Raw genomic sequence first — 19,734 nt, 5'->3', positions numbered from 1 at the left:
CATGGCGCAGCAGCCGGTGGTGCGGCACAACGACTGGGGATCGCTCACCCCCGCGACGCTCGGCGACTGGGAGCCGACGCTGTCGGTGAGCGTCGTCGTCCCGACCTTCAACTACCAGCGCACCCTGCCCTACGTGCTCGCGGCGCTGGCCGCGCAGTCCTACCCCGCCCACCTCCTCGAGGTGCTCGTCGTCGACGACCAGAGCTCGCCGCCGCAGGAGCTGCCCGAGGTGCGTCCCGAGCGCACCCGGCTGATCCGCGTCGAGGAGGGCTGGGGCCGCGCCAACGCCTGCCACCTCGGGGCGCTGGCCGCGGACGGCGACGTGCTGCACTGGTACGACGCCGACATGCTCGCCCACCGCGAGGAGGTCGAGGCGCACGCGCGCTGGCACCACCTCGTCGACTACGCCGTGCCGGGCGGGCACAAGCTCTTCGTCGACCCCGCGTCCCTCTTCGACCTCGACCCGGCTGCCGTGCGCGACCGGGTCGCGGCCGGCGGGGCGGCCGAGCTGTTCCCCGGCCAGGAGCACGAGCCGCACCAGTGGGTCGAGGACTACTGGGCCAAGACCGACGACCTGCGCCAGGCCGGGCCGCGGGCCCAGCGCTACCACATCGGCATGACCGGCTCGGTGACGAAGGCGCTCTACCGCGACTCCGCCGGCTTCGACCGCACCCTGCGGCTCGGCGAGGACATGCACCTTGGCCACTCCCTCGCCCAGGCCGGCGGCGTCTTCGTCGTCGACCGCGAGGCGCGCAGCTGGCACCTCGGCCGCTCTCAGGTGCTGCGCCGTGCCGAGCAGGTCAACCGCTTCAACGACCCCTACCTCGCCGACCTCGTCCCGACGATGCGCCCCAAGCGCAACCGCCGCGGCCGCGCCTACCAGGTGCCCTACCTCGAGGTCGTCCTCGCGGCCGGGCCCGCCGACGAGACGATCCACCTGGTCGACTCGCTGCTCGACGGCGACGTGCCCGACCTCCGGATCACCCTCGTCGGGCCGTGGTCGTCGGTGCACGACGACCGCGTCCAGCCCGTCGAGGACCCGGTGCTGGAGACCCGGCTGGTGCACCGCTCCTACCTCCACGAGCCGCGGGTCCGGCTGGTCGAGCATGCTCCCGCGAGCTCCGACGCCGAGTTCGTGCTGACGCTGCCCGACGTCTCGCTCGCCCCGCTGCCGGCGACACTGTCGGCCCTGCTCGACGACCTCGAGCGCACCCACCACGGTGCCCGCGTGCTGGCGTACGACACCGGCGCGGCCGCGCGCCTGGAGCGCACGTCGGCGCTGGCACGGGTGGCGCGCCTGGTCGAGGACGGCGACGACCCCGAGGCCCTGCTCGACGAGTCGTTCGGCGTGAAGACCTATCCCGCCACGTCGGTGGGCTGGGTGCCGGTCGCCGACCGCGTGGTGGAGCGCTTCGTGCTCGGTGCGCGCCCGCCGATGGACCCCGACAAGTCGGAGCACCGGCTGCGCAAGGCGCTGCGCCGTGCCGAGGACACCGAGTCCCAGGGCACCGCCGGCCAGGGCACCGCCGGCCAGGACGGGCCGGGACGGCCGGTCGAGCCGGAGCGGGGCGAGGCGCCGGACGCCGAGGCCGACCACCGGCGGGGGATCTTCGGCCGCCGCCGCTGACGGTTGCGGCCGCCGCCGCTGACGGTTCACCAAGGTATGTCGGTGAACCCGCACCTCCCACGGTCAATTGATCGAGGGAAGCGCTGGTTCGTCTGCATACCGTGATGAACCGTCAGTCGCCGCCGAACAGGTCGCGGGTGTAGACCCGGTCGGCCACGTCGCGCAGCTCCTCGACCATCCGGTTGGCGACGATGAGGTCGACGCGCTCCTTGAAGCCGACGAGGTCGCTGGTGACCTCCGAGCCGAACCACGAGTCGACGCCGAGCTCGGGCTCGTAGACGATCACCTCGACGCCCTTGGCCTTGAGCCGCTTCATGATCCCCTGCACCGACGACTCGCGGAAGTTGTCGGACCCGGCCTTCATGATGAGCCGGTGGATGCCCACCACCCGCGGCGCGCGGTCGAGGATGTCGAAGGCGATGAAGTCCTTGCGGGTGGTGTTGGCCTCGACGATGGCCGAGATCAGCGTCTGCGGCACGTCGGAGTAGTTGGCCAGCAGCTGCTTGGTGTCCTTGGGCAGGCAGTAGCCGCCGTAGCCGAACGACGGGTTGTTGTAGTGCGTGCCGATCCGCGGGTCGAGCCCCACCCCGTCGATGATCTGCCGGCTGTCGAGCCCGCGGGAGAGGGCGAAGGAGTCGAGCTCGTTGAAGTAGGCGACCCGCATCGCGAGGTAGGTGTTGGCGAAGAGCTTGATCGCCTCGGCCTCCGTGGGCTGGGTGAACAGCACCGGCACGTCGTCGGCGTCGGCGCCCTTGACCAGCAGCTCGGCGAACGCGCGGGCCCGCGCGGAGTCCTCGCCCACCACGATGCGCGCGGGGTGGAGGTTGTCGTGTAGGGCGCGTCCCTCGCGCAGGAACTCGGGGGAGAAGATCACGGCCTCGATGCCCAGGCGCGCCCGTACGTCCTCGATGTAGCCCACCGGCACGGTGGACTTCACGACCATGGTGGCGCCCGGCGCGATGCGGTGCACGTCGCGCATGACGGCCTCGATCGAGCTGGTGTCGAAGTAGTTGGTCACCGGGTCGTAGTTGGTGGGCGTCGCGATGACCACGAAGTCGGCGCCGGCGTGCGCCTCCCCGGCGTCGGTGGTGAAGGTGACGTCGAGCTCCTCCTCGGCCAGGAAGCGGGAGATGTCGTCGTCGTGGATCGGGCTCTCGCCGCGGCGCAGCCGCTCGACCCGCTCGGCGTCGAGGTCGAGGCCGACGACGGTGTTGTGCCGGGCGAGCAGCACGGCCATGGACAGGCCGACGTATCCGAGGCCCGCGACGGAGATCTTCGTGGTCACGGGAGCAGTCTGCCCCACGCCGGCGACGGGAGGGAGACGGCGAGGCTCCCGCGTCATGGGTAGGGCGGCCGGGTCACCCGGCGACCGGGGTCAGGTCGGAGGGCAGCACGGCGGGGACGCCCAGCGCCTGGCGGGGCACCCGAGTCGTCTCGCCCGTGCAGGCCGGGTCGTCGAGCTCGTCCAGCTCCACGACGCGGGTCGGGTCGGGTCCACCGGCGAGCGGCAGCGTGACTCGCAGGTCCGTGCCGCCAGCGTCGAGCTCGGCGGTGACCACGGCCGGCCAGGGGTCGAGCTCGCGGACGAAGGTCGCAAGGGTGGCTCCGCCTCCGCCGCAGGCGGCGTAGGTGAGTCGCCAGCCGGGCAGTCGGGCCGCCAGCTCCTCGAGCGTCGTCACGTCGGCCGTGGCCTCCGCGGCGGGTGCTCGGCGCCGGTTGACGCCCTCCTCGAGGCGCACCGGCGCCACCCGCAGCCCGAGGTCAGCGAGCGCGGGGTCGGCGGCGGCCTGCTCGAGCGACGCCTCGGCCGCGTCGGCGTCGTCGTCCTCCCACGCCGCGTCGGCGTCGTCGGTCGCGTCCGCGTCGCCGATCGGCGCCGAGGCGAATGGCGGTGCCTCGAACGGCGGTGCCTCGAACGGCGGTGCCTCGAACGGCGGTGCCTCGGCGTCGAGGCACGTCCGCTCGACCGGGTCGGGCACCTCCCAGGCGGTGTCGAGGTGGTGGCGGCCGACGACCTGCACCGCGGCGCTCGCGCCGTCGCCCTCGGGCGTCACGACCAGCTGGGCCACGGCATCCTGGGTCGGCGCGACGAGCGCGACCTGGACGGTGTCGCCGCACGTGCTCGATGCGGGCGCCCAGCCCGCCGACCAGGCGACCCGCAGCTCGGCCCGGGCGGCGCGCTCGACGGGGGCGGCGTAGGGCGTGGTGCGCTGAGCGACGACCCGGTCGACCTGCCCCCTGCTGCCGAGCGCCGGGCCGGCCACCGTGGCCGAGGTGGGGGCGACCCAGGGGTCGGACCACACGACGACCGCCGTGTCGACGTCGCTGCGGTCGGAGACGATGCCGGGGTCGTCGGAGCAGCCGGCGAGCACCGCCACCGTCACGACGGCGACGGCGCTCAGGACGGCGTGACGGCGAACCACGGCTCGTCCCACCCGGAGACGCCGAGGTCGCCCCTGGCGAAGTCGTCGCGCGAGACCGTCTGCTCGCGGCCCGTCGCGGGGTCGTAGATCCTCAGCGAGTCGCCGTCGCTGCCGGTCACGAGGACGACGTGGCCGGGCCGGGTGGTGTCGCCGACGTAGAGCGGCACGTGGTGGCCGTCCTCGACCGAGTCGGCGATGCGGTCGTAGGTCGCGCCGCGGTCGCCCGGGGCCACCGTCTGGACCTCGTAGTCGCGACCCGGCGCGCCACTGCCGTCCTGCGCGGACATCTCGTTGGCGAGCGCCCACGGCTGGGTGCCGGCGGCCTCCGGCCACGGGAGCTGGAGGTCGCCGTCACGGTCGCGGACGGCGTTGGTGCGCTCGTGCATCGCGATCGACTCGTCGGCGAAGCGCTGGTCGGGGGTGCGCGGGTCGGTGACGCCGGTCGCGGGGTCGTAGCCGGTCTCGATCCACAGCGCGTAGGCCGGGTCGTTGAGCATCCGCGACATCACCAGGCTCGAGGAGCCGCAGGTCGTCTGGTCGGGCTGGGAGTAGGAGCCGTCGGTCGGCGGACTGAGGGCGTCGAGCTGGGCGGGGCTCATCGTGTGGAGCTTGGCGAGGTAGTTGGCCAGGGCGGCACCGGTCAGCCCCGAGGCGACCCCGGCGAGGACCCACGCGCGCTCCTCGTCGCTCCGGGCGCCGGCGAGGGCGTCGCGCACCGCCTGCTGCTGCGCGGGCGTCAGCCGGTCGAACGCGTCGTCGTAGGCGGCCAGGGCCGAGCCCGACAGCGGCCCCTCCTCGTCCTCCCAGGCGTTGACCAGCGACACCGCGCTGATGCCCTCGGGCAGCGTGTCGGGCAGCGTGTCGGGCAGGTCGATCTCGTCCATCGCCCGGCGGATCGCGGAGCGCGCCACCTGCACGGCGTCGCGTGCGTCGGCGTAGGAGCCGATCGCCTCCCGCACGGCGTGGACGACTCCCGCGACGACGCCGCGGAGGTGGTCGACGAGCTCCCACGGCATGAGGTCGCCCCACGAGAGCTCGAGGTTGTCGCGCAGCACGTCGTCGGCCCGTGCGTGCCGCTCACGCGCGTCGGCCATCGAGTCGGCGAGCGTCTCCAGCGCGGTGACGACGCCGCCCGCGGCGGGCGGGACGGTCGCCGTACGCGTGCCCAGCCGCCGCACGGAGGCGCGGAAGGCGTCGCCCGACGTGCCCCGCCAGACCGTGGCGTCGATGCGGTCGCGGCAGGCGTCGAGCTCGTCGCAGCCCCGCTCGACGGAGCCGGCGATGTGGCGCCAGGCGGCGGCCGCGGCCGTGAGGTCGCGCGGGTCGGGGGCGGGGGGATCGGTGGCGATCCCCACGGCCGTCGCGACGGCGTCGACGATCGTCTGGGCGGCGTCCCACGGCGGCCACAGGTCGATGTCCTCGACGGTGGCCAGGACGCCCCTCAGCCGGGAGACGGTGTCATCGAGCAAGCCCATGGAACTCACCCGCCGAGCTGCCGTCGGTCGCCTCGAAGTCGGCGATGCACTGCTCGGTGTTGGTGCGGTGCTCGTCGATCACGCCCCGCACCACGCGCAGCACGCCCTCCATGTCGCCGGCGGCGTCGGCCAGGGCGCCGGCGAGGTCGCCGAGGGCGTTGCCGGCGGCCTCGCCCGTGCGCGTGAGGGCGTCCTGCACCTCGGCGCGCGCGTTGTCGCCGTAGTGCCACCGGCGCGGATCGCCGCGGGGTCGAGCTCGACGGTCATGGTGCCTCCCTGCGACGAGGATTCCCCTCCCGGTGCGGGTCAAACAAGGCGGTGGGTGGCTGTCCGGGCGGCTCGGCGGCGGCGTGGCGGGCGCTTGGTCGGGACTGGCAGGGTGGGTCCATGGGAATGATGAAGAAGCTCGCGACGCTCGGCATCGCGAAGAAGGTCTACGACGAGGCGCGCAAGCCCCACAACCAGGCCAAGATCCGCTCGGCCGTGCAGAAGGTCCAGGAGCGCCGCGGCGGCAAGCGCTACTGAGGCGGCCTGGCCACCACGCCACCGTAGCCCCGGCCGTCCCGCGTCCCGGGCGCGCCAGGGCTTCGCCCGGGACGAGACGGTTGCCACGCCCGCCCGGTCGGGCGTAGGACTGGTGCATGACCACCACACCCATCGAGCCCGACGCCGACCCCGACATCGTGCCGTCCGGCGACCCCTCCATCAACCCGATCGACCCGGGCGCGGTGCCCGACTCGCCGATCCCCGAGACCCGCCCCGACACGGAGCAGTAGCGCCCGCACCCCGGCTGCCTATGCTCGCGACATGACGATCCAGCAGCCCACCGCCCTCGCCCACGCCGCGATGCTCGGCCTCGGCGTGCACCGGCCCGAGCGGCTGGTCACCAACGACGAGATCTGCGAGGTCCTCGACTCCTCCGACGAGTGGATCCAGAGCCGCTCCGGCATCCGCACCCGCCGCTTCGCCGGCGACGACGAGACCCTCATCGGCATGTCGATCTCGGCGGCGGAGAAGGCCCTGGCCGCCGCCGGCGTCGCCGCCGACCAGGTCGGCTGCGTCATCGTCGCCACGTCGACCCACCCCGAGCACACCCCCGCCGCCGCGCCGCAGGTCGCCAGCGCGCTCGGCATCACAGCCGCGGCGTTCGACATCTCGGCCGGGTGCGCTGGCTTCTGCCACGGGCTCAACCTGGCCGCGTCGATGGTGCGCGCCGGCGCGGAGAGCCACGTGCTGGTGATCGGGGTGGAGCAGCTGAGCCGCTTCATGGACCCCGCCGACCGCGGCACCGCGTTCATCTTCGCCGACGGCGCGGGCGCGGTCGTGGTGGGTCCGTCGGAGACGGCCGGGATCGGCCCGACCGCCTGGGGGTCCGACGGCTCGCAGGCGCACGTCATCACGCAGACGCCGAGCTGCCTCGGTGGCCACTCCGAGCGTGAGCACCCGGTGGTGCAGATGGAGGGCACCGCGGTCTTCCGCTGGGCGCCGTTCGCGATGGCCAAGGTCGCCCACGAGGCGCTCGACCTGGCCGGCGTCGGGGTCGCGGAGCTCGACGCGTTCATCCCGCACCAGGCCAACCTGCGGATCACCCAGACGCTCGCCAAGAACATCCAGCTGCCCGACAGCGTCGCCATCGCCACCGACGTCGTCGACTCCGGCAACACCTCGGCGGCGTCGGTGCCGCTCGCGATGGAGGCGATGCTGCGAGGCGGCGAGGCGGCGGCCGGCGACACCGCCCTGCTCATCGCGTTCGGCGCCGGGCTCAGCTACGCCAGCCAGGTCGTGACCATCCCGCCTCTCGGCGGCTGAGACCCGCCCGGGTCCCTTCGAGGACTCGCGGGCTAGGTTTCGGGCCATGGCTCACCACTGGATCGCCACGGGGCCCGGTGGGCTCGACGTCTTCGCCTTCGAGGCCTACGAGGTGCCCGCGCCCCGCCACGGGGAGGTCACGATCGCGGTCCATGCGGCCGGGATGAACCCGGCCGACGCCAAGCACGTGGCGAGCGGGGCGGGCGACTTTCCCCGGGCGGTCGGCTACGAGGTCGCCGGGGTGGTCAACGCGGTCGGGCCCGACACCGACATCGCCACGGGACCCGTGGCGGTGGGCGACGAGGTGCTGGCGTTCCGGATCAGCGGCGGCTGGGCGAGCGAGGTGACGGTGCCGGCACAGGACGTCTTCGCCAAGCCGGCGGCGTTGTCGTTCCCCGAGGCGGCCAACCTCCTGCTCGCGGGCACGACGGCCGCCGAGATGCTCCACGTCACCGGCGTGGCCGCGGGCGAGACGATCCTGGTGCACGGCGCGTCCGGCGCGGTGGGCGTGAGCGTGCTGCAGCAGGCGGCTCGTCTCGGCGCGCGGGTGGTCGGCACGGCGAGCCCGGCGCGCCACGACGTCGTCGCCGGCTTCGGCGGCGTGCCCGTGCCCTACGGCGACGGCCTCGAGCAGCGGGTGCGCGACGCCGCTCCCGAGGGCGTGGCCGCCGCGCTCGACTGCGTCGGCACCGACGAGGCCCTGGACACCTCGCTCGCCCTGGTCGCCGACCGCGGCCGCATCGTCACCATCGCCGCACCCGAGCGGGCCCGGCGCGAGGGAGTGATCGCCATCGCCGGCGCGCTGCCGGCCAGCAAGGCCTACCGCGCCTCGGTGCGCGCCGACCTCGTCGACCTGGCCGCGGCGGGGGAGCTCGTCGTCCCCGTCGCCCGCACCTACGCGCTCGCCGACGCCCTCGAGGCAGCCGAGCTGCTGATGGCCGGGCACCCGGGCGGGAAGCTCGCGCTCGAGCCGTGACCGTCGAGCCCTGACCGTCGAGCCTGACCGTCGAGCCTGACCGTCGAGCCCTGACCGTCGAGCCCTGACCGTCGAGCCCTGACCGTCGAGCCGGCTCAGGCGCCGGCGCCGGGCTCCTGGGCGAGGAGCAGCCTCTGGTCGACCAGCTCGCGGGTCGCCCCCAGCGCCTCGGAGACCTCCCAGGCGACCTCGGCGGCCCGCGCGCCGAGCTCCTCGTTGCGCGCGTCGTCCATCCTGACCGTCGGCACGGAGAGGCCGAGCGCACCCACGACCGCCCCGGTGTGGTCGAAGACGGGCGCTGCGACCGCGCGGATGCCGGGGGTGCGCTCGGCGTCGGACCCCGCCCAGCCGCGGGTCCGGGCCAGCGCCAGCTCGTCCGCGAGGACCACCGGGTCGGTGACCGTCTTGTCGGTCACTGGCTCGATGCCGCGCGCCAGCGCCGCCTGCTGCATCGACCACGGGAGCCGGCTCAGCATCGCCTTGCCGGGCGCTCCGTGGGTCAGCGCGATGGGGGCCCCGAGGTCGGAGTAGTGGCGCCGCAGCTCCTGTCGTGACTCGACCTGGTCGACCACCGCCCGCTCGTAGGTCGCGAGCAGCTCGTGCAGGCCGACGGTCTCGTCGACCTCGTCCCGCAGCGCCACCATGTAGGGGCGGGCGGCCTCGCGCAGGCCGGACGGCACGGCCCCCGAGCGCCCGAGCTGCACCAGCAGCGGCCCGGGACGGTAGCGCTTGTCGGGGCCCTGCTTGAGCAGGCGGTTGACCGTCATCGAGGCGAGCAGCCGGTGCGCCGTGCTGGTCGACAGCCCGGTCAGCCGGGCGATGTCGGTGATCCCCAGGGCGTCGTGGTGGGCGTCGAAGCACCGCAGGATCGCGACCGCTCGATCGATCGACTGCACGGCGCTGCGCTCGGCCACGGTCGGGCTCCCTTCGTCCACGGTGGTCAGTCTGCCGGACGTCCCCGGATCCCCTTGACGAGGTGTGTGGCGTGTGCCACAGTTCCCACATGACGGCAAGCAATCCCACAATACGGGAAAACCCCTCGGGACGTCCACTCGAAGGTTTCCGCGTCCTCGACCTGACCCGCTTCCTCTCCGGCCCCTACTGCACGATGGTGCTGGCCGAGCTCGGCGCCGACGTGATCAAGGTGGAGCAGCCGCACACCGGTGACGACTCGCGGCGCATGGCGCCGAAGATCGACGGCGAGAGCTACCCGTTCGCGATGCCCAACCGCAGCAAGCGGTCGGTCTCGCTGGACCTCAAGACCGACAAGGCCCGCGAGCTGTTCCTCGCGATGGCCGCGACGGCCGACCTGGTCATCGAGAACTTCCGGCCGGGGGTCGCCGACCGGCTCGGCATCGGCTACGAGGGCGTGAAGGCCGTCCGCGACGACATCCTCTACTGCTCGATCAGCGGGTTCGGCCAGACCGGTCCCTACCGTGAGCGCCCCGGCTTCGACATCATGGCGCAGGGCATGGTCGGCTTCCTCCGGATGACCGGGGAGCCGGGCGGGCGACCCGCCAAGGTCGGCATCGCGGTCAACGACATCGCGGCCGGCTCCACGGCGATCTACTCCATCCTGGCCGCCCAGATGCAGCGGATGGCCACCGGCGAGGGCCAGTACATGGACATCTCCCTCGTCGACGCGGGGCTCGCCTGGGCGGTGTGGGAGTCCGGCGCCTACTTCGGCGCCGGCGAGGTGCCGCAGCCGACGGGCACCCGGCACCGCCGGTCCACCCCCTACCAGGCCTACCGCACCAGCGACGGCTACGTGACCATCGGCGCCGCCAACGACCGGCTGTGGCTGAGGCTCCTCGGCGCCCTCGACCGCCCCGAGTGGGAGAACGACCCGCGCTTCCTCACGCTCCCCGACCGGATGGCCCACATCGACGAGCTCGAGGCCGAGATCGAGGCGATCACGATCACGCGCACCACCGAGGAGTGGATCAAGGCCATCGACGCGGTCGGCGTCCCCTGCGGACCGGTGCTCACCTTCGACGAGACGCTCGACGACCCGCACGTCCAGGCCCGCGGCATGATCGCCGAGCTCCACCACCCGGTCATCGGCGAGATGCGGACGATCGCCCCGCCGACCAAGTTCTCCGCGATGGACTACTCCGTACGCGGCCCCGCGCCGTGGCTCGGCCAGCACACCGCCGAGCTGCTGCGCGAGATCGGCGAGAGCGAGGAGTCCATCGCCGCCCTGTTCGCCAACGAGGTCGTCTTCGACGCCCGCCCCGACCTGCACCACCGACTCGAGGAAGAAGCCTGAGCATGTCCGACCACATCCTGGTGGAGCGGCGCGACGCGATCGCGACCGTCGTCCTGAACCGTCCCGAGAGCCACAACGCGATCAACGTCGCGATGTACCGCGACCTGCCCGACGTCGTCGGCGACCTCGACGCCGACCCGGGCGTCAAGGTGATCGTGCTGCGCGGCGCCGGCACCCGCTCGTTCGCCTCCGGCGCCGACATCACCGAGTTCGCGGCCGAGCGCAGCGACGCGGTGAAGGCCAAGGCCTACAACGAGAAGGTCGCCGCGGCCGAGCACGCCATCGAGGGGCTCACCAAGCCCTCCATCGCGATGATCCACGGCTACTGCATCGGTGGCGGCGCGGGCCTCGCCCTCGCCTGCGACATCCGGTTCGCCGACCGGGCGGCGAAGTTCGCCATCACCCCCGCCAAGCTCGGCCTGGTCTACAGCCTCGAGTCGACCAAGCGGATGGTGGACCTGGTCGGCCCCTCGCGCACCAAGTGGATCCTCTTCAGCGGCCTGCAGGTGCCCGCCGCCCGCGCCTACGAGCTCGGCCTCTTCGACGAGGTGGTCGACGCCGAGGAGCTCGAGGAGCTGACCTACGGCTTCGCCGAGACGGTGTGCAGCCGGGCCCAGTTCAGCGTGCGAGCCGGCAAGGTGATGGCCGACAAGGTCGTGGCCGGGCAGGTGCGCGACGACGAGGCCACCCTCGACCTGCGCAACTCCTCGTTCGACACCGAGGACTTCGCCGAGGGCGTCCGGGCGTTCATGGCCAAGCGTCCGCCCAGCTTCACCTGGTCCTGACATGACGACCACAGCGACCGGACGCGCCGTGCCGCGCGTCGACCCCGACGAGGTGTCGGCCCTGGCGCGGCAGGCGGCGTCCGACCCGGCCTGGGAGTTCGGCTCCTTCTTCCTCAGCCGGTTCCTGCAGCTCGAGATCTCCTACGACGAGCCGGAGCAGACCTGCACCGTCGTCCTTCCGTACGGCCCCCACCTGTGCAACCCGCAGGGATCGGTGCACGGCGGTGTCATCACCACGGCCCTCGACATCTCGATGGGCCACCTCTGCAAGAAGTTCCTGTCGCCGGCCGTGACGATCGAGATGCAGATGCGCTTCTTCCGTCCCCTCACCGGGACGGGCACCTGCACCGGCCGCCTGATCCGCGCGGGTCGCCGCATCGTGCACCTCGAGTCGCGCATGACCGACGACCAGGGACGACTCACCGCTCTCGGCACCGGGTCGTGGCACCGCCTCGACGCGGTGTGACCCACCCACCGACCACTCTCGAACCGGCACGGCAGCGTCGTGCCCCGCAACCAGGAGGAACCATGAAGCACACGAGGATCGCAGTCGCGTCAGCGGCGGCGCTGATGCTCACCCTGAGCGCCTGTGGTGGCGACTCGGGCGGTGGGTCCGGCGGGGCCTACCCGTCCGAGGACATGGACTGGACGATCGCGTTCGGGCCGGGCGGCGGCAACGACATCATGGCGCGCACGATGGTCGACATCCTGCAGCGCCAGGACCTCTACCCCGAGAACATCCGCGTCGAGAACCGCGACGGCGGATCGGGCGCCACCGGGTGGGGATACCTGCTCAACCAGTCCGGCGAGGGCTACGGCATCTCGACGACCTCCGGATCGTTCATCACCACGCCCCTGCAGGCCGACACCGGCTGGGAGCCGACCGACTTCACCCCGGTGGGCCTGCTCGCCGCCGACAACGCGCTGCTCATCGCGTCCGGCAAGGCCGACTTCCAGAGCTACGAGGAGTGGGTCGACTACGCCACCGAGAAGGGCACGGTCGTGGTCGGCGGCATCGGCACGGTCAACGTCGACTACATCATCCAGCAGATGATCGCCGACGCCGAGGGCTACGAGATCGACTACGTGCCCTACAACGAGGAGGGCCAGATGCAGACCTCGCTGCTCTCCGGCGCCATCGACACGATGATCTCCAACCCCGGCTCGATCATGGGCCAGGTCGAGGCCGGCCAGGTGACGCCGCTGCTCTTCACCGGGCCCGAGCGGCTCGACGCGCTGCCCGACGTGCCCACCGGCGAGGAGAACGGCATCTCCGACATCCCGTCGATGCCGCGCGGCCTGATCCTGCCCCCCGAGGCCCCGAAGGAGGCGCAGGAGTGGTGGATCGAGACGATGCAGGAGGTCGTGGAGACCCCCGAGTGGCAGGAGTACCTCGACGAGAACTTCCTGCTCGAGGACGAGCGCTGGGGCGAGGACTTCACCACCTACCTCGAGGACACGCAGACCGCGTTCGAGGAGCAGCTCACCGACCTCGGTGCCCTGTGACGCTCACGGACGCCGCGACGCCTGCGGCCCGGCCCCAGGGCCGGGTCGCAGGCTGGGTCCGGCCCAAGACCGTCTTCCTGGCGGGCCTGCTGGTCGTGCTCGCGGTCTACACCGAGATGGCCTTCGGCCTCGACTGGCGCACCCAGGCCGGTCGGATCGGTCCCGGGTTCTTCCCGCGGATCGTCGGTGCCGGTGGCCTGCTGATCACCCTGTGGGCCCTGGTCACCGCCATCCGCACCCCCGAGGACGACGAGGTGGTGGCCCTCGAGGACGAGGTCGGTGACGCCGACCTCGGCAAGCACCCGCGACTGCTCGCGATCATGGTGCTCGCCGCCGCCACCCTCGTCGCCACCCTGCTCTGGCTCGGCACCATCATCTCGTGCGCGATCTTCCTCGGCGTCATGCTGAGCCTGCTCAACCGCGGGCACCACGTCGCCAACGCGGTCGTCGCCATCGGCCTGCCGCTCGTGATGTACATCCTGCTCCAGACCCTCCTGAACGCCGGGCTGCCCGAGGGCATCCTGCCGCGCTTCTGACACCGGGGAGACCCGACATGGACATCTTCGACAACCTGGCCAACGGCATCGTCGCCGTCGCCACCCCGATGAACCTGCTGCTGCTGTTCGCGGGCGTCATGCTCGGCATGATCGTGGGCGTGATGCCGGGCCTCGGGCCTTCGGCCGGGCTCGCGATCCTGCTCCCCCTCACCTTCACCCTGGACCCGACGGGTGCGGTGGTGATGCTGGCGGCGGTCTACTACGGCGCGATGTACGGCGGCACGATCACCTCGGTGCTGATCAACACACCGGGGGAGTCGGCGACGGTCGCCAGCACCTTCGACGGCTATCCGCTCGCCAAGCAGGGCCGGGCCGGACCGGCGCTGGTGATGGCTGCCATCGGCTCCTTCGTCGCCGGCACCATCGGCGCCGTCCTGATCAGCATCGCCTCGCCGGCGACCGCCTCGCTCGCGGCCACCTTCGGTCCGCCCGAGCTCTTCCTCGTCGTCGTGCTCGGCCTGCTCACGCTCATCGTCATCATCGGCGGCAACCGGCTCCTCGGCGCGCTGTCGGCGCTGATCGGCTTCGGCATCGCCACGGTGGGCATCGACATCGGCACCGGCCAGCAGCGCTACACCTTCGGCTCGGTCGAGCTGATCAACGGCATCGACTTCATCCCGGTCGCCATCGGCCTCTTCGGTGTCGGCGAGATCCTCCACACCCTGTGGCGCGGCGGTCACCTCGAGAAGCTCGCGTACTTCAACGTGTCCGCGCGCACGCGCGGCTTCTGGCCCACCAGGACCGACCTGCGCGAGTCGGCAGGCCCGATCACGCGCGGATCGTTCCTCGGCTTCTTCGTCGGCGCGACGCCCGGCGCCGGCGCCACCGTCGCCTCGCTGATGTCCTACAACCTGGAGAAGTCGGTCTCCAAGACGCCCGAGAAGTTCGGCAAGGGCGCGATGGCCGGCCTCACCGGCCCGGAGGCGGCCAACAACGCCGCGTCCTCGGGCGCCATGGTGCCGCTGCTGACGCTGGGCATCCCGGGCTCCGCGTCGACCGCCGTGCTCATCGGCGGCTTCATGATGTGGGGCCTCCAGCCCGGCCCGCTCCTCATGACGCAGAACCCCGAGTTCGCGTGGGGCCTGATCGCCAGCATGTTCCTCGGCAACATCATGCTGCTGCTGGTCAACGTCTTCTGCATCCCGGCCTTCGCCAGCATCGCCCGGGTCCCCTTCCGGGTCCTCGGCCCGGCGATCATCGTGATCTGCGTCCTGGGCACCTTCACGGTCAACGGTTCGATCGTCGAGGTGGCGATCATGCTCGCCTGCGGCGTGCTCGGCTTCTTCATGCGCCGCTTCGGGCTCTCCCCGGCGGCCCTGGTCATCGCGCTGGTGCTCGGCCCGATGGCGGAGGAGTCCCTGCGCCAGACCATGATCATCTCGGGCGGCAGCTTCGGCATCTTCTGGGACCGCACCACCTCGCAGGTCCTGATCGCGCTCATCGTCCTGCTCCTGGTGCTCCCGCTGCTCACCCGGCTGATCAAGCGGGCGGCCGCCCGGACCGTCGCGCGCCTCGGCGCCATGCGGCGCCGTCACGCCCGCGGCGGTAGCCCGGTCCCGCCGCCCGAGGACCTCGCCGGCCCGTCCGGTGACGCGCCCGCGGACGGTCCCACGGACGGGTCGGCGGACGGTCCCACGGACGGCCCGACGGACGACGGTGACCGCGGACCCGCGCCCGAACGCGTGGACTCGCGGTGATCGCCAGCATCCTCGCCACGTCGGCGGCGGCCCTGGTCGGCGCCGGCGTGGCCACCGTGCTCAAGCTCCCGGCGGCCCCGCTGCTCGGGGCGATGATCGGGGTCGCCGCACTCTCGCTGTCCAGCGAGCTGAGCTGGCAGGCACCGGGCGCGGCCAAGTGGGTGGTCTACGTGGCGATCGGTGCGCTGCTCGGGCAGTCCGTGACCCGCGAGTCGCTCGTGGCGCTCCGCTCCGCCGCGGTGCCCATCGTCATCACCGTCGTGCTGTTCCTCCTCTTCGGGCTGGCCCTCGCCTGGGGACTGTGGAGGTTCACCGACTTCGACGTGCACACCGCACTTCTCTCCACGGCACCGGGCGGCATCGCCCAGATGGGAGCGTTGTCGGCCGAGGCCAACGCCAACGTCCCCGTCGTGCTGTCGATCCACGTCCTGAGGATCACGTCGGTCATCGTGCTGATGAGCCTGGGACTCAAGCTGATGGGAGGACGATCATGAACCCGTCCGGACACCACCACCGCTCCCTCGACGGCGTGCGCGTCGTCGACCTGAGCCGGGCGCTGGCCGGTCCCTACGCCACGATGATGCTGGCCGACGTGGGCGCCGACGTGCTCAAGGTCGAGCCGCCCTCGGGCGACGACAGCCGCGGCTGGCTCCCCTTCGCGCCGCCCGGCCCCGACGCCGCACCGGACACCACCGAGGAGTCGGCCTACTTCCTCTCCGCCAACCGCGGCAAGCGCTCGGTGCGCCTGGACCTCAAGTCCGCCGAGGGCGCCCAGCGCCTCCGCGACCTGTGCGCCGACGCCGACGTGCTGGTGGAGAACTACCGCCCGGGGCTGCTGGCCCGCCTCGGGCTCGATCCCGCCTCGCTGCGCGAGGCCAACCCGCGGCTGGTGACGCTCTCCATCACCGGCTTCGGCTCGGGCGGTCCCGATGGCGCACGTCCCGGCTTCGACCAGATCGTCCAGGCCGAGGCCGGCCTGATGAGCCTCACCGGCGACGCCGACGGCGACCCGACGCGCGTCGGGCTGCCGATCGCCGACATCCTCGCCGGCATGTTCGGTGCCTTCGGCGTCATGTCGGCGCTGCGCGAGCGCGAGGCGACCGGCGTCGGCCGGGCCGTCGAGACCAGCCTGCTCGCGGCCGTCGCCTCGGTGCACGCCTTCCACGGCTCCGGGTGGCTCAACGGCGGCCGGGTGCCCGCCCGCACGGGCAACCGGCACCCCTCCATCGCGCCCTACGGCACCTTCCGGTGCGCCGACGCCTCCCTGGTGATCGCCGTCGGCTCGGAGTCGCTGTGGCGACGCTTCGCGGCGGTCGTCGAGATCGACCCGGCGCGACCCGACGTGGCCACCAACCGCGACCGCGTCGGCAACGTCGACGCCCTCCAGGCCGAGATCGACGGCCTGCTCGCCGACCGCGCGGCCGAGGACGTCCTCGCCGAGCTGGCCCGCGAGGGCGTCCCCGCGGGCCGGATCCGCAGCATCCCCGAGGTCTACGAGTGGGAGCAGGTCCACCACCTCGGCCTCGTCCACCAGCTCCAGCACACGACGCTGGGGCAGGTGGCCGTGCCGGGCGGCGCGCTGCGCTACGACGGCGCGGCCTCGGCCTCGCCCGTGCCGCCGCCCCTGCTCGGCGAGCACGAGGACCTGGCGTGGGACCGGCCCTGGCTCGACCAGCGCGACTCCGCGGAGGGTGCGGCATGAGCGCCGTGTCGTACGCCGTGGTCGGCGGCGGGATCCTGGGCGCGGCCGTCGCGCGGCGGCTGCAGGTCGTCGACCCCGACGCGTCCGTGACCGTGTGGGAGAAGGAGGACCGGCTCGCCGCGCACCAGACCGGCCGCAACTCCGGCGTCGTGCACGCCGGCCTCTACTACGAGCCCGGCTCGCTCAAGGCGACCCTGTGCCGGCGCGGGGTCGGCCTGCTCCGCGACTTCTGCGCCGAGCACGACATCGCCTACGACGCGTGCGGCAAGGTGCTCGTCGCCCTCGACGAGGTGGAGGAGGGCCGGCTCGACGCGATCGAGGCCAAGGCTCTCGCCAACGGTGTCCCCGGCATCCGCCGCCTCTCCGGCGGCGAGCTCCGCGAGATCGAGCCCCACGTCCGGGGCGTGGGCGGGCTGCACTCGCCGTCGACGGCGATCGTCGACTTCCCGGGCGTCACCCGCCGGCTCGCCGAGCTCGTCGAGCAGGACGGCGGCTCGGTCCGGCTCTCGACCGAGCTGACCGACATCCGCCACGACGGCACCGGCGTGGTGCTCACCGGCCGCACTCCCGCCGGCACGCTCGAGGAGCGCTTCGACCGGGTGGTCCTCTGCACCGGGCTGTGGGCCGACCACACCGCCGAGCGCGCGGGCGACAGCCGTGAGCCGCAGGTCGTGCCGTTCCGCGGTGAGTACCTCCTCCTGCGTCCCGAGCGCCGCTCGCTGGTCAACGGCCTCGTCTACCCCGTGCCCGACCCCCGCTACCCGTTCCTCGGCGTGCACCTCACGCCCCGCGTCGACGGCGAGGTGATGGTCGGTCCCAACGCCGTCCTCGCCCTGGCCCGCGAGGGCTACGACTGGCGCACCGTCTCGCCGCGCGACCTGCGCGAGATCGCGGCGTACGACGGGTTCCGCCGCTTCGCGGGGCAGCACTGGCGCACCGGGGTGATGGAGATGGCCGGCTCGCTGAGCCGGCGCCGCTTCGTCGCCGCCGCACGGCGCTACGTCCCCGAGCTCCGGCTCGAGGACGTGGTCTCCGGCCCCAGCGGCATCCGGGCCCAGGCACTGGAGCGCAACGGAGCGCTGGTCGACGACTTCCGGATCACCACCCGCGACCGGGTCACCGCCCTGCGCAACGCCCCGTCACCGGCCGCCACCTCCAGCCTGGCGATCGCCGAGCACGTCGTCGACGTCGTGCTGGGCCGGGAGGTGGCGCGGTGAGCGGCCCCCACCTCGACCGCGGCCTCTGGATGGTCCTGGCGTCGCCGTTCGACGACGACCTCGCCCTCGACACCGCCTCGCTCGAGCGGCAGCTCGCGCTGGCCGACTCGGTCTCGGCGCAGGGCGTGGTCGCGCTGGGCGTCTTCGGCGAGGCCGACGCGCTGACGCGCGCCGAGCAGCAGGACGTCGTCCGCACCGTGACCACCGCCTCCGACCTCCCGGTCGTGATCGGGCTGCCGGCCCGCACCACGGCCGTCGCGGTCGACCAGGCGCTGTCGTGCCTCGACGCCGCGCAGCGGCCGCCGCGGGCGCTGATGGTGCAGGCCAACACGCCCCGCGCCGGGGCGCTGGTGGAGCACTTCACCGCGATCCACGAGGCGACCGGGCTGCCGGTCGTCGTGCAGGACTACCCCGCCGCATCCGGTGTCACCGTCGCCGCCGACGTGCTGGTCGAGGTGGTCCGCGAGTGCGAGGGCTTCGTCTCCGCCGTGAAGGCCGAGGCGGCGCCGACGCCGCCCGCGGTCGCCACCCTGACGGCGTCCGTCGCGGCGCCGGTCTTCGGTGGTCTCGGCGGCGTCGGTCTCGTCGACGAGCTCGGCTGCGGTGCCGCCGGCGCCATGACCGGGATGAGCCACCCCGAGGGCCTCCGCGCCGCGCTCGACGCCCACGCGGCGGGCGGGTTCGCCGACGCCCACCGGGCGTGGGCACCGTGGCTGCCGCTGGCCAACTTCGAGGGCCAGCTGAGGATCGGGCTCGCGATCCGCAAGGAGATCCTGTGTCGTCGCGGCGTGCTCGCGACCGGACGGGTACGCCCGCCCGCCGCCACCCTTCCCCCCACCCTGGTGCCGCTGCTCGAGCAGCACCTCGCCCACCTGCCCCACTCCCCAGGAGGAACCCCATGGATCTCGGCCTGACAGGCAAGGTCGCCCTCGTCCTCGGCTCGACCGCCGGACTCGGACGCGCGTCCGCCGAGGCGCTGGCCGCCGAGGGCGCCCACGTCGTCGTGGCGGGGCGCCGCGCCGAGCTGGTCGACGCGCTCGTCGACTCGCTCCCGTCCGCGGCGGGCGTCGTCGCGGACGTCACCGACCCCGACACCCCGGCGCTGCTCGTCAACCGCGCCCGCGAGCAGTTCGGCGAGGTCGACGTCGTGGTCCTCAACGGCGGCGGCCCGCCCCCCGGCCCGGCGGACGCGTTCACCGCCGAGGCCGCGCAGGCGGCGTTCGACCTCCTCCTCAAGCAGCACGTCAGCCTCGTCGGCCAGGTGCTGCCGGGGATGCGCGAGCGCCGGTGGGGCCGCATCGTGGCGATCGGGTCGAGCGGCGTGCAGCAGCCGATCCCCACGCTGACCGCGTCCAACGTCGGCCGCGCCGCGCTCGCGGCCTACCTCAAGACGCTCGCGGGCACCGTCGCCGCCGACGGCGTCACGGTCAACATGGTGCTTCCCGGCCGGATCGACACCGATCGCGTCGCCCAGCTCGACCGCGCCGCGGCCGAGCGCACCGGCACCACGCCCGACGCCTCCCGCGCCGCGTCGGAGGCCACCATCCCCGCCCGGCGCTACGGCGACCCCGCGGAGTTCGGCGCGGTCGTCGCGTTCCTCGCCTCGCAGCGGGCCGCCTACCTCACCGGCGAGCAGGTCCGCGTCGACGGCGGACTCGTCGGCGCCTACTGACCCCCACCACCCCAGGAGA

General features: G+C 73.2%; 21 protein-coding genes. 16 read left to right on the top strand and 5 right to left on the bottom strand.

What is annotated here, in order from left to right; translation table 11 throughout:
• Position 1: 1 nt before the first annotated feature.
• Entirely contained in the window at positions 2 to 1,627 is a 1,626-nt protein-coding gene (locus tag AC4H2S_RS02585; protein ID WP_491495397.1) for a glycosyltransferase, read from the top strand.
• 112 nt (positions 1,628 to 1,739) lie between these two features.
• On the opposite strand, the gene AC4H2S_RS02580 is transcribed toward AC4H2S_RS02585, so the two are convergent.
• From AC4H2S_RS02580 to AC4H2S_RS02565, 4 genes are all read right to left on the bottom strand, one after another.
• Positions 1,740 to 2,870: a nucleotide sugar dehydrogenase gene (locus tag AC4H2S_RS02580; RefSeq protein WP_491495838.1), complete on the bottom strand. Its 1,131-nt coding sequence runs from the start codon at positions 2,868 to 2,870 to the stop codon at positions 1,740 to 1,742.
• A gap of 115 nt (positions 2,871 to 2,985) precedes the next feature.
• Positions 2,986 to 4,050 carry a hypothetical protein gene (locus AC4H2S_RS02575; RefSeq protein WP_491495396.1) on the bottom strand — a complete coding sequence of 355 codons (1,065 nt, stop codon included), beginning with the start codon at positions 4,048 to 4,050 and terminating at the stop codon, positions 2,986 to 2,988.
• Complete coding sequence (locus AC4H2S_RS02570; RefSeq protein ID WP_491495395.1) at positions 4,026 to 5,525, bottom strand: cysteine peptidase family C39 domain-containing protein; 1,500 nt, start codon at positions 5,523 to 5,525, stop codon at positions 4,026 to 4,028. Before AC4H2S_RS02570 ends, AC4H2S_RS02575 begins: the two co-directional genes overlap by 25 nt.
• On the bottom strand, positions 5,509 to 5,724 hold the full coding sequence (locus tag AC4H2S_RS02565) for a hypothetical protein (protein WP_491495394.1): 216 nt from the start codon (positions 5,722 to 5,724) through the stop codon (positions 5,509 to 5,511). The genes AC4H2S_RS02570 and AC4H2S_RS02565 overlap by 17 nt, the downstream gene beginning before the upstream one ends.
• A 188-nt stretch (positions 5,725 to 5,912) precedes the next feature.
• Between AC4H2S_RS02565 and AC4H2S_RS02560 the strand changes: the two genes are divergently transcribed.
• The 4 genes from AC4H2S_RS02560 to AC4H2S_RS02545 all read left to right on the top strand — a co-directional run bounded on the left by AC4H2S_RS02560 (position 5,913) and on the right by AC4H2S_RS02545 (position 8,310).
• On the top strand, positions 5,913 to 6,050 hold the full coding sequence (locus AC4H2S_RS02560; protein WP_491495393.1) for a hypothetical protein: 138 nt from the start codon (positions 5,913 to 5,915) through the stop codon (positions 6,048 to 6,050).
• 116 nt (positions 6,051 to 6,166) lie between these two features.
• Entirely contained in the window at positions 6,167 to 6,301 is a 135-nt protein-coding gene (locus tag AC4H2S_RS02555) for a hypothetical protein (protein WP_491495392.1), read from the top strand.
• Positions 6,302 to 6,332: 31 nt separating this feature from the next.
• Entirely contained in the window at positions 6,333 to 7,334 is a 1,002-nt protein-coding gene (locus tag AC4H2S_RS02550) for a beta-ketoacyl-ACP synthase III (RefSeq protein WP_491495391.1), read from the top strand.
• 46 nt (positions 7,335 to 7,380) lie between these two features.
• Positions 7,381 to 8,310 carry an NADP-dependent oxidoreductase gene (locus AC4H2S_RS02545; protein ID WP_491495390.1) on the top strand — a complete coding sequence of 310 codons (930 nt, stop codon included), beginning with the start codon at positions 7,381 to 7,383 and terminating at the stop codon, positions 8,308 to 8,310.
• Between the two features lie 95 nt (positions 8,311 to 8,405).
• Here AC4H2S_RS02545 and AC4H2S_RS02540 read toward each other — a convergent pair whose 3' ends face one another.
• On the bottom strand, positions 8,406 to 9,245 hold the full coding sequence (locus AC4H2S_RS02540) for an IclR family transcriptional regulator (protein WP_491495389.1): 840 nt from the start codon (positions 9,243 to 9,245) through the stop codon (positions 8,406 to 8,408).
• Positions 9,246 to 9,313: 68 nt separating this feature from the next.
• Between AC4H2S_RS02540 and AC4H2S_RS02535 the strand changes: the two genes are divergently transcribed.
• From AC4H2S_RS02535 to AC4H2S_RS02485, 11 genes are all read left to right on the top strand, one after another.
• Positions 9,314 to 10,579 carry a CaiB/BaiF CoA transferase family protein gene (locus AC4H2S_RS02535; RefSeq protein WP_491495388.1) on the top strand — a complete coding sequence of 422 codons (1,266 nt, stop codon included), beginning with the start codon at positions 9,314 to 9,316 and terminating at the stop codon, positions 10,577 to 10,579.
• 2 nt (positions 10,580 to 10,581) lie between these two features.
• Positions 10,582 to 11,364, top strand: coding sequence for an enoyl-CoA hydratase-related protein (locus tag AC4H2S_RS02530; RefSeq protein ID WP_491495387.1), 783 nt, complete (start codon positions 10,582 to 10,584; stop codon positions 11,362 to 11,364).
• A gap of 1 nt (position 11,365) precedes the next feature.
• The gene (locus AC4H2S_RS02525) at positions 11,366 to 11,830 is read left to right on the top strand and encodes a PaaI family thioesterase (protein ID WP_491495386.1); all 465 of its coding nucleotides are present in this window, start codon (positions 11,366 to 11,368) and stop codon (positions 11,828 to 11,830) included.
• A 62-nt stretch (positions 11,831 to 11,892) separates the two neighbouring features.
• Entirely contained in the window at positions 11,893 to 12,870 is a 978-nt protein-coding gene (locus AC4H2S_RS02520; RefSeq protein ID WP_491495385.1) for a Bug family tripartite tricarboxylate transporter substrate binding protein, read from the top strand.
• Positions 12,867 to 13,406 carry a tripartite tricarboxylate transporter TctB family protein gene (locus AC4H2S_RS02515; protein ID WP_491495384.1) on the top strand — a complete coding sequence of 180 codons (540 nt, stop codon included), beginning with the start codon at positions 12,867 to 12,869 and terminating at the stop codon, positions 13,404 to 13,406. Before AC4H2S_RS02520 ends, AC4H2S_RS02515 begins: the two co-directional genes overlap by 4 nt.
• A 17-nt stretch (positions 13,407 to 13,423) precedes the next feature.
• Complete coding sequence (locus AC4H2S_RS02510) at positions 13,424 to 15,124, top strand: tripartite tricarboxylate transporter permease (RefSeq protein ID WP_491495383.1); 1,701 nt, start codon at positions 13,424 to 13,426, stop codon at positions 15,122 to 15,124.
• Entirely contained in the window at positions 15,121 to 15,618 is a 498-nt protein-coding gene (locus AC4H2S_RS02505) for an AbrB family transcriptional regulator (protein WP_491495382.1), read from the top strand. Before AC4H2S_RS02510 ends, AC4H2S_RS02505 begins: the two co-directional genes overlap by 4 nt.
• Positions 15,615 to 16,826: a CaiB/BaiF CoA transferase family protein gene (locus AC4H2S_RS02500; RefSeq protein ID WP_491495381.1), complete on the top strand. Its 1,212-nt coding sequence runs from the start codon at positions 15,615 to 15,617 to the stop codon at positions 16,824 to 16,826. Before AC4H2S_RS02505 ends, AC4H2S_RS02500 begins: the two co-directional genes overlap by 4 nt.
• Complete coding sequence (gene lhgO, locus AC4H2S_RS02495; RefSeq protein ID WP_491495380.1) at positions 16,823 to 18,043, top strand: L-2-hydroxyglutarate oxidase; 1,221 nt, start codon at positions 16,823 to 16,825, stop codon at positions 18,041 to 18,043. Before AC4H2S_RS02500 ends, lhgO begins: the two co-directional genes overlap by 4 nt.
• Positions 18,040 to 18,957 (top strand): dihydrodipicolinate synthase family protein, encoded by a 918-nt coding sequence (locus tag AC4H2S_RS02490; protein ID WP_491495379.1) that lies wholly within the window; start codon positions 18,040 to 18,042, stop codon positions 18,955 to 18,957. Before lhgO ends, AC4H2S_RS02490 begins: the two co-directional genes overlap by 4 nt.
• A complete protein-coding gene (locus AC4H2S_RS02485) occupies positions 18,942 to 19,715 on the top strand; it encodes an SDR family oxidoreductase (protein ID WP_491495378.1) in 774 nt (257 codons plus the stop codon). Before AC4H2S_RS02490 ends, AC4H2S_RS02485 begins: the two co-directional genes overlap by 16 nt.
• Positions 19,716 to 19,734: the final 19 nt, after the last annotated feature.

Source organism: Nocardioides sp. Z13_37 (assembly GCF_058355585.1).
The sequence above is the reverse complement of the archived record's forward strand: the minus strand, read 5'-3'. Positions and strand labels throughout refer to the sequence as shown.